The sequence below is a fragment of the Actinomyces mediterranea genome, assembly GCF_900155595.1.
Lineage (GTDB): Bacteria > Actinomycetota > Actinomycetes > Actinomycetales > Actinomycetaceae > Pauljensenia > Pauljensenia mediterranea.
In genome coordinates, this window is sequence record NZ_FTPB01000004.1 from 779,573 (window position 1) to 793,023 (window position 13,451).

5 protein-coding genes are annotated in these 13,451 nt (G+C 62.6%); 2 read left to right on the plus strand and 3 right to left on the minus strand.

Annotated features, from left to right (window positions below):
• Positions 1-29: 29 nt before the first annotated feature.
• Positions 30-3,926, minus strand: a complete 3,897-nt coding sequence (locus BQ7471_RS07520; RefSeq protein ID WP_076465318.1) for an alpha-L-rhamnosidase — start codon at positions 3,924-3,926, stop codon at positions 30-32.
• Between the two features lie 559 nt (positions 3,927-4,485).
• Between BQ7471_RS07520 and BQ7471_RS07525 the strand changes: the two genes are divergently transcribed.
• The gene (locus tag BQ7471_RS07525) at positions 4,486-5,607 is read left to right on the plus strand and encodes a class II aldolase/adducin family protein (RefSeq protein WP_235821263.1); all 1,122 of its coding nucleotides are present in this window, start codon (positions 4,486-4,488) and stop codon (positions 5,605-5,607) included.
• Between the two features lie 27 nt (positions 5,608-5,634).
• Complete coding sequence (locus BQ7471_RS07530; protein WP_076465321.1) at positions 5,635-9,228, plus strand: glycosyl hydrolase; 3,594 nt, start codon at positions 5,635-5,637, stop codon at positions 9,226-9,228.
• A gap of 95 nt (positions 9,229-9,323) precedes the next feature.
• On the opposite strand, the gene BQ7471_RS07535 is transcribed toward BQ7471_RS07530, so the two are convergent.
• A complete protein-coding gene (locus tag BQ7471_RS07535) occupies positions 9,324-12,206 on the minus strand; it encodes an NACHT and WD40 repeat domain-containing protein (RefSeq protein ID WP_235821264.1) in 2,883 nt (960 codons plus the stop codon).
• Positions 12,207-12,992: 786 nt separating this feature from the next.
• Complete coding sequence (locus BQ7471_RS07540) at positions 12,993-13,373, minus strand: hypothetical protein (protein ID WP_076465325.1); 381 nt, start codon at positions 13,371-13,373, stop codon at positions 12,993-12,995.
• Between the last annotated feature and the right edge of the window lie 78 nt (positions 13,374-13,451).

Below are 13,451 nucleotides of genomic sequence, written 5' to 3' on the forward strand. Positions count from 1 at the left end.
GCCCCGCGCGCGTATGAGCCGCCCTCGGATCAACTCTGTGCTCGCCTGCGTCGGGTGAGGGCGAGTCCGACTGCGCCGACGATAAGAGCAGTCACGAGAACACCGACGACACTGGCACCGGTCTTCGACAAACCACCACCGGGGAGGGTCCCGGGACCTGCCCCATCGGATGGAGCATCGCCGCCTCCGGGCGGAACAACATCAGCATCTGCTGCGACTACGACCACGGACGCACTGGCCAACTCGACCCCCGCCTCGTCAGAGGCGATCACTCGGTGCTGCCCCACGGGGAAGTCGGAGGGCACGCTCCACACCGCGGACACACCTCCGGCCTCGTCCACAGTCACATCCGCGATCACCACCGGATCCGAATGCGCCGTCAGCGTCACCACCGCACCGGGGACGAAGCCCCCACCCGATACCGTCACCGATTCACCCTGACGCACGTGTGCAGGATCCACCGCCAACGACACTACAGGCGCCGCACCCACGGTGAACACATACGACCCCGACCCCACCTCAAGGGTTGCGACCCCACCCTCAATCCCCACGAGAGTCACACCCTCAGCGGCGGAGGCCACGACCTCGCCCTCGTACACAGTGTCACCATCGCCAAGACCAGGGAACTTGACCGTTGCCGACGCATTCGCCGGAACCTCCACCCGATACGTCAATGCCCCGTCATCGTCGACACTCCACCGCGATCCGATCACGCCATAGGGCGAATCGAAGACGCCCTTCGCCCACATCACACGACCATCATCATCAATGCGCGGCGCCAGCACCACATGTTGGAAACCGGGCGATGCGGGATCGGCATTGATGCCCGCGACAGTGTTGTAGATCCACTTCGACACCGCGCCATACGCGTAGTGGTTGAAGGAATTCATCGTCGCAGGACCGAACCCTGCGTCCTTCGTGTAGGAGTTCCACCGCTCCCAGAAGGTCGTCGCCCCCTGATCGACTGTGTATAGCCACGACGGGTACGCATGGGAGAGCACCAGGTCGTATGCGGCATCCGTTTCCCCGTTGTCTGAGAGTGCGGGGAGGATGTTCGGGGTGCCGAGGAATCCGGTGTTGAGGGCGGACTCCCCCGCGGTGTTCTTGGTCAGTGCCGCGAGTTCGGCTGCCGCCTCGACTTCGTGTCCGGCCGGGACGAGGCCGAAGTTCAGGGCGAGGGAGTAGCCGGTTTGTGTCGCCCGCTTGTCCCCTTGCAGGATTCCCGTTCCGTCCGGGAAGTACGTCGCGATGAATTGTTCGCGGAAGGCGGCGGCTTGTGCGGTGAATTCCTCCGCGTCTGCGGTTTCACCGATGGCTGCCGCCATTTCAGCAATCATTTCGAGGACGCGCACCCGGTAGGCCTCGAGGACGAGGGCGGAGTCGGTTTCCACGAGCGACAGGTGATCGGCGAGGCCGCCACGGGCGTTGCCGACGAGTCGGCGCTCATAGGCTTTCATCGCCCCGTAATTCGTCCGCACGAGGTCGGTGTCCCCGTAGGCCTGATAGGCCGCATAGGTGACGATGATCCCCGCATCGTGCCAGGCGTTCGTCGTCCCACCGGCTGTTCGGTTCCCCTTCGCGAAAAACGCGTTGGGAGCGAAGAGGGGGTAGTAGCCGTCGACTTGCGCGTCGATGAGGTCGACGGAGAGCCACTTGTTAAAGAAGCTCTGCACGTCTGCGGTCATGACGGCGGTCGACGCGAAGACCTGTGCGTCGCCCATCCATCCGAGCCGCTCATCGCGGGCGGGGGTGTCTGTGGGGATGGACAGGAAGTTGCCGCGCAGGCCCCACACGGTGTTCGAGTGAAGCTGGTTGAGTCCCTCGTTGGATGATTCGAAGGACATGGTGATGTCCTTGGCTGAGGACAGGACCACTGCTCTGACGTCATCGATTCCAATAGCGTTCGGATCGAAACCGTCGTAGCCGCTCACTTGCAAGTAGCGGAAGCCGTGGAATGTGAACGTCGGTTGGAATGTCCCCGATCCAGATGCCCCGAGCGTGTAGTAGTCGGTGACCTTCGCGCTGCGGTAGTTGATGTTGTACACAGTCCCCTTGGGACCGTCGGCGCCCAGAGAGCTGTCATTGAGGGCTTCGCCGTAGTGGAGTTCCATGGTGGAGCCGGGGGCTCCCGACACTGCGACGCGAACGTTTCCGACGAGGTTTTGTCCGAAGTCGAAGACGATATTGCCGTTAACGTCGACGTTGCGACTGATCGGAGCAATCTCGTCAACGACGGTAATCGCGGCGTCCTGGTTGCCCCGGACGGCTGCCTCGGGGCGCTCGGCGATTCCCGGTTCTGCCCATGTCGATTCGTTGAATCCCGCGGTCGACCAGCCCTCGAGAGCGGGTTCGCGATTCGCGTCGTAGTTCTCACCGTGGATGAGGTTCGATTCGAGGATCGGAGAATCCGGCGAGTATCTCCACGTGTCGTCGGTGATGATGTTCTCCACAGAGCCGTCCTCGTAGACGATTCGCAACATCGCCATGACCGAAGGCTGTGCGCCGTAGGGCTTGAGCATTGCGGCATTCACACCGGAGTACCATCCGTCCCCGACACTGAACCCGATGGCGTTGCTGCCGCGGGTCAGCATGTCGGTGACGTCGTAGGCCTGGTACAGGATGGACTCGTTGAAGTCGGTGTAGCCGGGGGCGAGGTATTGGTCACCGACTCGCTTACCGTTGATCCGGGCCTCGTATGCGCCGCGGGCGGTGGCGTAGAGCTGAGCGCTCGCCACTCCGCCTCGGAGGGTGAATTCTTTCCGGAAGAGAGGGTCTCCGACCGGATCCATCGGTTCTGCCGCAATGGCGTCGGTGACGGTGATCCACCCGTCGGCAATGGTCGCGCCGTCGACTCCGGCGAATATCGACGAGGCCGGGGCCGCGCCCAGCGCGTCGGTCGTCTCATTGATGATCCCGTCTGTTCGACTCGGCGAGGTCCGGTTGATGACGATATTCGAATATTTCGCGGATTGTCCCTCGGGGTTGTAGAAGCCCAGTCGGCCGAGGCGGATGGTGCCCGCGTAGTCGGGCAAGGAGAAGGTCGCGAGATCGCTGCCGTCCAGGCTGATCGTCCAGTCCTGTGCGATGGCGAATGGCGAAATGTTACCGCCGTAGAAGATCTCTGATCCCGCGACTGCGACCTTCAGAGTGTGGATCGCTGAGGGGTCGAACGACCGGTCGAGTTCCACGTCAACGGCGACGGGTCTGTACCCCCGGGGAGAGGCAGCATCTTCCTCTGCTGAGTTGTCGCGGGCGAATGGGGTGATGCCATTCGCGTCGCCCTCGTAGAGTCCGAGGCGCCATGCGCCGTCGTGGTGATAGATGCGCGCAAGGACATAGTCGTCGTCCATTCCCGCCCAGGTGAAGCCGGCACCGCCGTCGATGTCGGTGACATCTGCGCTGATTTCGTAGGCGACGGCGAGGAGGCGGTCGTCCTCGTATGTGGGGTCTTGGCGGGTCTGGGTGATCCATTGGGCGCCGCCCCAGTTCGTCACACCATCAGTAGAGCGCAGACCCGTACGGAACACAGAAGTCACAGGATCCGACGCATGGCCCTGGCCGTCCCACACCGTCACAGTCCACGAGTACTCACTCATCGCAGCAAGCTCAGCACCCCCATAGACGACATCAATACTCGACGAGGACTCCACCTTCCCCGAATCCCACACCACACCACCAGCATCAGACACCACCACCCGATACGCCGACTGAACAGCACCGCGCACCCCCGACTCCGACCGCCACGAAAACACCGGAGCGTCCTCCACCAGAATCGGAGACGACGCATGATCCACCCGCGGATCCACCACCGTCAACACACCAGAATCAGCAACAGCAGGACCGCATATGAGGGTTCCCGCGCCGAAGGCCGCTGCTGCGACGAGGACGATGCTCCGCGTGAGGAGCGTATGGAGGGACGAGGACATACGGCTATCCGTTCATCATTGACAGGATGTTTCGTTATGGCGATCCCCACGAGGGGACGCGTGTCCACCGCGATCACATCGTCGTCGATGTGTGCGAGGAAAAGGTGCGTTGCCGGTGGTGGTGTTGCACTGTCGGCGACTCGCACGGGCGTTGGTCCGATGGATTCACATCATGCCCGTGCCTGGAAAACCTGTCAATGAATAGTTTCATTCTCGCTACTCGTCACACAGGCGCCGCCCCTCACCCCTTGATCGCTCCGAGCAGCGGAATCATCGCATTTTCAGGGCAACACATCGGCATAATCGGCTACATCCAGCCAGTTCTTCACCATTGGCACAGATATCGAATACTGAGAAACCTCCGACGAGACTCTCCGGAAACTCCTCGCCTCGAATGGCTTCGTAGGGGTGTTGCGATCGCTGGAGGCTTCCTATGAATCGTCTCACCATGCCCGCTGAACGATCTCCCCATCTCTTTAAGAATCGTTGACACCCGCAGACGGGTCCCATACTCTCAGTTATGAATCGTTTCACTCTTCACTGTCGAAGGGATCCCGTCATGACCGACCTCACCACCCAACTCATCGCCCTCGCCAACGAAATCGGCGGGAACACAGAGTTCTCCCGCGCCGGCGGCGGGAACGCATCCGTCAAGCTCAACGGCATCCTCCACATCAAGCCCAGCGGCGTCCCCCTGGCGACTCTCCAAGCGGAGGACCTCGTCCCCCTGCGCATCGACGTCCTCCTCGATGCGCTCCACTCCGACGAGGAGGTCGAGGGAGACCCTGTGCGCGCCGCGGCCGCCAAGGCGCAGGTGGGCGATGCTCACGGACGCCGCCCGAGCGTCGAGATCCTCTTCCACGCCCTCATCGCCGATCCGCTCGTCCTTCACCTGCACCCCCTGACGGCGAATGCCGTGACCTGCAATGAGAAAGGCGCCGAACTTGCGCGCGAAATCCTCGGCGACGACGCCGTATGGGTCGACTACATCGATCCGGGCATCCCGCTGGCTCGCGGCGTCGAAGAAGCGCGGGACGCTCACGCCTCCCGCACCGGCCGACCCGCACCGTCGATCGTCCTGCTCGGCAACCACGGCATCATCGTGTCGGGCGCGACCTACGACGAGGTCGCCGAGCGCGTCCATTTCCTCACCGACTCCATCCGCCGAGCGATCGACGCCTCCCCCGAACCCGCAGCCGCAGACGAGGCCGTCGCTCCCGTCGACCTGAAGGGCGGGGTCGCGCAATCCTTCCGCGCCGCAGTCGGCGCCGAAGCGGTTGCCGTGTCCGCCGACGGGTATGCGCGCAGCGCCTCGCATCTCGATGCAGGCCCCGTCTCTTACGGTCCGCTCATCCCCGATCAGATCGTCTACGCGGGCTCCTTCCCCGTGATCCTGCGGGCCACGGATTCTGCAGAGGACGTGGCCTCCGCAGTCGCGGCCTTCCAGTCCGCTCACGGCCGCCTTCCCATCATCGCCGTCGTGCCCGGACAGTTCGTCGTCGCCGCAGGCGAGGACACCGACACAGCCGATAACGCCCTCGCCACGTACCTCGACGCGCTGCGCGTCGCACACGACGCCGACCGGCTGGGACGGGTGCGCGTCATGAATGAGCGCGAGCGCCACTTCATTGAGAACTGGGAGGCCGAGGCCTATCGACGCTCGGTCGCCAAGAAGGCCTGAGGGCCTCTTCATTCCAACGGAGGAACCATGATTTCGCCGCGCACCCGCATAATCGGCGTCCTTGCGACGCTGACCGCCCTGCCCCTCGCACTGATCACGGTCGGCGCCCCCGCCCTCGCCGCACCGGATGCCACCCCGAGTGTGGACCCGATCCGATTCGCGAACCCCGACATCACCTATCGGCCCGGCGTGCGCTGGTGGTGGCCCGGCAATGGTGCGACCACCGAGGACCTCGTCGCCCAAGTGGAGTACCTGCACGACAATGGCTTCGGCGCCGTCGAGATCGTCGCCTTCTCGAAGGGCTTCCTCACGGGCAATGGCACCACCACCGGCTACTTCTACGACTCGGCGGGCCTGGGATACGACACCGACCAGATCGCGTCCTACGAGTCGCCCGAATACTTCGACAAACTTGACGCGGTCATCGCCCGCGCCAATGAGATCGGCATCACCGTCGACCTCAATATCGGCTCCGGCTACCTCGCCAACGACGATTCGGTCGCCCTCGAGGACTCCCAGGCCACGATGGCCCTGGGGAGACAGAGCATCGATGTCTCCCCCGACGCGCCCATGACGCTGACGATCCCCGAAGTCGAGGCCTCCCCGATCTTCGCGACTGAGAAGTTCGGCTTCGACTTCGCCGAGTGGGACGCCGACAATGCGCAGCTCTCCGCCGTCATCATCGCCCGCATCACTGACGAGGGCGAGGCCCTGACGACGAATAACCAGAGCCTGTCGGCCGACCTGTCCACCGTCATCACCTATCCGAATCAGACGGTCGTCGACCTGGCGAATGCGACGGTCCTCTATCCCGCCACAGGGGCGACCACCGTCGACCTCGACACCTCGGATATGGAAGCGGGCCCCTATGAGGTCATCGCCCTCTACTCGACGAACACCGGCTCCTTCGGCCTCAACTCGATCATTGAGAACACGACGACCGGCAGACGCAACCGGGTCGTCGACCACCTCGATGGCGGAGCCGTCACCCGCATGATCAACGGCTGGCTATCAGAGGCGGGCCTCAGGCAGATCGTCGACTCGCGCGACATCCGCGCCGCCTTCAACGACTCCTACGAGTTCTACACGGACGCCCACTACAACTCCGTCGTTCAAACGGCAGCCCAGTCCACCGCGCTGTTGGGCTACGACATCACGAAGTTCATCCCGAGCTTCTACCAGTTCTTCGGCGAATCCTTCCTCATCGACGGGGCACCAACCATCAAGGATCAGTACGCGGCGGAGGGCTTGGCCGACCTCTCCTTGTCGCGCTTTTCCGGCGGGGACGTCTCCCTGCTGTCTGCCGGCCTGAGCGACGACGAGGCCGCTCGCGTGTCCTACGACTACGCGCAACTGCTCAACGCCGCCTTCCACGAGGGCATGAGTGCCTTCTCGCAGACCCTGGCCGATTACGGCATCGTCTACCGCCAGCAGGCCTACAACCCGCCGATTGACATCCTCGGTGCCGCCGAATTCGTCGACATCCCGGAGACGGAGGGTCTCAACGAGTACAACATCAAGAGGGTCTCCTCCGGCGCCCACCTGTACGGAAAGAACCTGGTGACCTCCGAGGTCTTTACCCTCGGCTCGGTCCCCTACACGGTCACCCCGGACTTCCTCAAGCGCGGCTACGACCTCATGGCGACCTCGGGAGTCAACAACTTCTTCTACCATGGACTGTCGGCCACCTACCACGGCTCCGATGATCTCGCCTCGGACGATGGTCTCTTCCCCGAAGAGGGCTGGCGCGCCTGGCCGACTATTGGCGTCTCGATGGAAGCCACGAACCCGCTGAGCACCTACTTCCCCACTCTCAACGCCTACGCCTCGCGCGCGAATTACACGATGCAGCTCGGCTCGCCCAGCGCCGACGTCGCCGTGTACAAGCCGATGCTCGGAGACGTTGACCTGGGGAGCGCCGGAGCGGGCTCAAGCTCGGCCATGGCCCAAACCGCCGAGGCCCTCAACACGAACGGCTTGGCGTGGGACATGATCAATGACGACACGATCCAAGGGGGCCTGACCTGGACCGGTTCTCAGCTGGTGGCGAATGGTAATGTGCGCTACGACGCGCTCGTCGTCGAATCGCAGTCCGTCCCCGTCGCCACCCTTGAGGCCCTCAAGGCGCTGGCGGATGCGGGCGCGCCGATCTACTTCCACGCCACCGCTGTTGCTTCGCAGCCCGGATACGCCGACGGCGACTACGCGGCCCTGGATGCGCGCGCCGTCGAATTGTTCAACGCCATGGGCGGCCTGACTGCGACGGATGCGCTGGTGTCCGAACTCAAGGCGAATTCGAATGCGGCGATCTCCTACGCCGCGAATGATTCGATCCGCTTCAATAGGCGCAGTCTCGACGAGGGCGGCGAGCTCGCTTACTTCCGCAATACGTCGACCGATATGCCGACCGCGTTGACGATCGAGGTCGCAGACGAGTCGGCCTCGTGCTACTGGCTGGACATCGACAATGGAACGATCCACGAGGCTGAGGTGGCGCAGGGCTCGGCACCGGTGTTCCTCGAGGCCGCCGGAGCCGTCGGTTTGGTGTGCGAACCGCGGGGAGTATCTTTCGCCGCAGAGGATCTGAGCGAGGGCGCCCCCGAGTCGATCGCCGTCTTCTCGGGCGAGCAGTCACTGGGCCTCACCGGCTTCACCCTGGAGGTCACGGCCGACAATATCGGTTCGCAGACCCCCGGCGGTGAGGCGACGGTGACGTGGGGCGAGGACGGTGCCGATGTTCTCGGCGACTGGTCGGATCCCGGCGTCCTCGACGGCGCTCTCGCGTGCGTCGCCGATTCGGGCGTCTATCGGATGACGCTGACGGTGTCGAATGCCGAGGAGGTCCGATCGGGCGGTGCCCTGCTCGACCTGGGCACGGTGAACTACGCGGCGACGGTCCGAGTGAACCCGGGAACCGGCAGTGCTGTCGAGAAGCAGTTGGTGCACTCCCCCTTCACGGTGGACATCTCCGACGCCCTCGTCGACGGCGCCAATGTCATTGAGGTCGAGGTGCAGCCGGTGAAGAACAACCGCCGCGTGTGCCTCAAGCGGGCGTGGCAGTCCGATCCCGAGACGAACGCGCAGTACATGGCGTATGAGGCGCTGCACGGGTCGAGTGAGTTGATGCCCGCGGGCATGGTCGGCCCGGTGCAGCTGCGAACGGCGGTCGGCGTAGATCAGACGGAGCCGACGCTGCGCCCGAGTGTCGCCCTCAGTGATATGACGGTTGAGCGCGGCCAGACGATCACCATTACGGGCGCGGGTTTTGCTTCCGGCATGGAGGTCGCGGCGCGTTTCCATTCCGATCCCGTTGACATCGGTGTGGCGCCTGCCGACGCGGAGGGCTCGGTGGCTTTTAGTTTCACGATTCCCTCCGATGCTGAGCTCGGGTCTCACCGGATCGTGCTCAGCCAGGATGCGGGGGTGGAGGCCTCGGCGGAGCTGACCGTCGTGGAGGCAGCGCCCGCAGAATCCGGGACAGTCGATGGCGAGGGCGATTCGAAGACTCCTGCCAAGGGCGGGCTCGCCTCCACCGGGGCATCCGACACAGCACTCCTCCTGACGGCGGCGGCACTGGTGGGATGCGCGGGGATGATGCTGCGCCGACGTGCCAATAGGTGATCCCAGGGCATTGCCCTGATCGGACTGGGGCCCGGGCGCCGCTGAGAAACGGTGCCCGGGCCCCAGTGCTGGTCGGGGAAGGGTCTCAACCCGAGTCAGCTCGCGGGGGGCGCGTAGGATACGCCGGGGATGACCGGGCGACTCACGCGACCGTTGTCGTCACGAATCCATAGGTCGCGCCATGCTCCGCCCTCGACCGCATCGATCATGGGAACCCCCGGGCGCCACGAGGCAAAGCCCGCGGGATAGCCCGGCTTTGTGGGAGTATGAAGTGTCGTCCTCAGCGGTTGTCCATTGTTCGCATCCCACACGCGCGCAGTCCGATCCCTGCTCCCGGTGACCACACGCGCCCCATCCGCCGACACCGCCACCGACCACACGGAATCACGATGGCCCTCAAGCACTTTCACCACTCCACCGGTGTCTGCATCCCACACACGAGCAGTCCCATCTCTGCTACCGGTGACCACACGCGCCCCATCGGTCGACATCGCCACCGACTCTACACGGTCAATGTGACCCTCAAGCAGACTCACTTCCTCACCCGTATCCGCATCCCACACACGCGCAGTCCCATCTCTGCTTCCCGTGACTACACGCGACCCATCCGCCGACACCGCCACCGACGTTACCCAGCCGTAGTGGCCGGACAAGACGCTCGTCACGTCACCGGTGTCCGCATCCCACACACGCGCAGTCCGATCCCTGCTTCCGGTGACCACACGCGACCCATCCGCCGACACCGCCACCGATGTCACGGTGTCACGATGGCCCTCAAGCACTTTCACCTCCTTACCCGTGTCCGCATCCCACACACGCGCAGTCTGATCATCGCTCCCGGTGACTACACGCGACCCATCCGCCGACACCGCCACCGACCACACTCTGTTGGCGTGGCCACGACACACGCACATCACCTTGCCAGTATCCGCATCCCACACACGCGCAGTCCCCTCCCATTCTCCGGTGACCACACGCGACCCATCCGCCGACACCGCCACCGACAACACGGCGTCACTGTGGCCCTCAAGCACCTTCATCACCTCACCGGTGTCCGCATCCCACACACGCACACTTGAATCCCCACTCCCGGTGACCACACGCGCCCCATCCGCAGAAAGTGCAACAGAATCTACGCTGTTCACGTGCCCCTCAAGCACGCTCACTACTCCACCGGTGTCCGCATCCCACACATGCAAAGTCCCATCCATGCTCCCGGTGACCACACGCGACCCATCGGCCGACACCGCCACATTGTGACAGTCGACTAGTGGGTTGAGAATGCCACCCTGCATCAACAGATTCTTCCCCGAGATCTTCGGAGCGACCCAGGCCGCTGATGAGCTGTCAACCGGCCACAGCGCACCTTTATGTCGAGTACTCGCGAAGGTCGCTTGAGCCAAGCGCGCATCCGTAAAGTTGGTCCGGTTCAGGTTCACGTTCTCGAAGACGGCACGTCGAAGCGAAGTACCGACAAAACTCGCTCCGCTGAGGTCGATCAACGCCCCTTCGCTACCTTGTACCACGAGGTCATCCAGGTGGGCACCATTGAGATTGATGCCTCGTAAAACCGGAACGGGCAGCCCATGTTGACGCGCATGAAGCGCATAGCCGACGAGAAGCTCACTGACCTTCGGTCGGTAGGTGGTACGCCAACGCGTGACGTTCCTCAGAGCATCCGAATACTCGTCCTGGAAGAGCTCGCCGAGGAAGGTGAGCGTCTCTCGGCTCGGCACGCTGATCGCCCAACCCTCCGGCTCGTTCCGTCTTGCTGACTCAGCGAGATGCAGAGCTAGGAAGTACTCCAACAGAGAAGTGTGCGCAAAGCGGAATCCTTCGTCAGGAGCGTCTTCGCGGCTCAGGAATGTCGCCGTTCGGAGGTCCTCCTCCAAACGTTCTATGTCGGCACCCGCGTAGCGCCTTTGGAGGCTGGCATCTCCTGATACCCACTCATGGAACCAGTCGTGGAGGTCTGAGACGGGCAAAAGTGTGGTTCCCGAACGCCACAGGTAGGCCGCCAAGGAAGCAACCAATCGCGGCTTGTGCTCGCGCGCGATGTAGTGTTTCTGGTCATCACGGTCCAGCCACTCCTCTGTCATCAATCCGTAGAGGGTGGCTCCGGATGCAGCTTCTCCGGCAGCGCGTTTTCGCTCGAGTTCAGGGACCTGTTTTGAGATGAGCTTGAGCGTGTACGGTCGCTCCGAGAGTTCGCTCAGGTTGTGAATTCCTCTGACTGTCTCCATCACCGCATCGACTGGAATCGAAGGAACGGCTGCTCCCAGATAGGTGCGCACTTGTTCCTCAGTCAATGGCAGAAGGGTCATCGCCCGATAGGTGTCGGCAACAACATCGCCACGATCTCGGAGGAGAAAATGGTTCCGCTGCGCCCTCAAGGTTGGGAAGTACTGCGTTCGACAGGTGAGCATCACCTTCGTTTGAGACCTCAGCTCCGTAGGCACCACGTCGATCACGCCGAGAAGTTGCTGGGTGAAGCCAACTCCTACACGTTCATCGAACTTGACCAGCAGCTCATCAAGACCGTCGAAGATCACCAAGCACGGAACTGAGGCAAGCCAACTGACGAACCGCTCCCATGTGTAGTACTCCGACTCCTTGGGGAGCCAGCCGTCGCGCATGCAGGTCTCCACGGTTGACCTCAGTGAGGACGCATCCTCAACACTCTTGATCCGCTTGAAGTCGAAGTACAGCGGCATCGGCAGAGTCGGATCGGTCTCACGTCTCTTCTCCAATTCTGTTGCCAGACGTTGAGAGGTCACTGTCTTGCCCATTCCGTATTCTCCGAGCAATGCAAAGAACTGCCCTGCCTCTGGATCCGACACCCACTCCATGAGAGCTTCGAGGACCGGCCTTCCTGCCTCGGCGTTGGGGGCAGGATCCTGCTTGTCCAAGCTCAGGGCTGCCGCCCGCGGGTCTTCGATAATGCGACCTTGCTTGAGAACCTCATCGAACTTCCCCATCGTGGCAACCGTCGGGCTCAGCAGGGGGCGGTATCCTCGCGGCGACTCACCTGGTCCTCGCTCGATGATGGCACGGACAACTTTGGCGGCTTGCCTGGCTGCGACTATCTGATCTCGCTCCTTGTAAGAATTGTTCTTGCCTGCGCCCCAGTCACAGATCCCCTTGACCACCAGCCATCGAACCGCTTCCCGGCAAGCGAGCTCAATACCAGAACCCTCCATCTCGCCACCCACAACTTGGGAATGCAGTGCTTTCAAGGCATTTCGATAGCTCTCATTGTCGACCAAGGGATCACCGCTGACCACGATGCCCTTATGGATCGTCGGCCAACCATCCTCCCCAGCACGAGCATGTTCCAACTCAAGTACCCGTCGAAGCAGGGCTTCGGAGGCATTCCTCGGCGTCGCCCTGAGAGTGAGCTCCCCACTCGGTTCAACTCGGACATGCATGTAGTTGAGGACAGCAGTACTTACGAGAACATCACCGATGTTCTGCTTGTCAGGATTGATGCCGAAGGCGATTCCCACTGCGTAGACTTCAGTGGGATTCCAGTGTTGTACCGCTTCCACGGCCGCCTGTTGGGCCTCCCCGGTGGTCTGCTTCGAAATGGCATGGATGACCTGCACTCCACCGAATTCACCCAAGTGGAAGTAGCTCCGTCCTCCGCGAGGAACGCGATGAGCCGGTTCTTCCTCGCTGCCCGTGAATTCCCGCCACACAGCCCGAGTCTCGTTCGGATTGAAGGTCAGCAGCACCACCGTAGGCGCTCCACTCTCTACTGCCCTCTATTCTGCGAGTTGCCCCTCAGGGATAGCCCTCAAGGTATCGGTATCGAACTGTGGAGCTTCGAGATCAGGGCCCTCGAACCACACCCTTCGGGCTGCCGGTCCTCCACTCTTGGCAGCGGTGACGCACATGGACAATGCCAAGTTCTGTTCTTTGGCGGCCTTGTTGACTGCACTGATCAGACGATTCAGGCCGCGGTTGAGGTTCGCAAGTTTATTCTCGTACGGGTAGAGCTTCTCGAACAGGTCAGCGACACTGACGAAACCGTCTGCGTCAAGCATCTCGACGATCGCCTTAAGAGCAGCGAAGTTCTGTTGGGAGAGACCCTTGAGCCTCATGATCGCTCCGCGAGCACTGACGAAATCCAAGATCCTGGCCATGACACCATCCTTCCGACGGTGTCACCCTAGCAGATTCACTTCACTTGAGTGACTGAATTGACTGAATAACGACTGAAT

What these genes read in the sequence shown, in the direction of transcription:
- BQ7471_RS07525 (WP_235821263.1), top strand. Translation starts at nt 4,486, where the DNA reads ATGACCGACCTCACCACCCAACTCATCGCCCTCGCCAACGAAATCGGC.
- BQ7471_RS07530 (WP_076465321.1), top strand. Translation starts at nt 5,635, where the DNA reads ATGATTTCGCCGCGCACCCGCATAATCGGCGTCCTTGCGACGCTGACC.
- BQ7471_RS07535 (WP_235821264.1), bottom strand. Translation starts at nt 12,206, where the DNA reads ATGGGGAAGTTCGATGAGGTTCTCAAGCAAGGTCGCATTATCGAAGAC.
- BQ7471_RS07540 (WP_076465325.1), bottom strand. Translation starts at nt 13,373, where the DNA reads ATGGCCAGGATCTTGGATTTCGTCAGTGCTCGCGGAGCGATCATGAGG.
- BQ7471_RS07520 (WP_076465318.1), bottom strand. Translation starts at nt 3,926, where the DNA reads ATGTCCTCGTCCCTCCATACGCTCCTCACGCGGAGCATCGTCCTCGTC.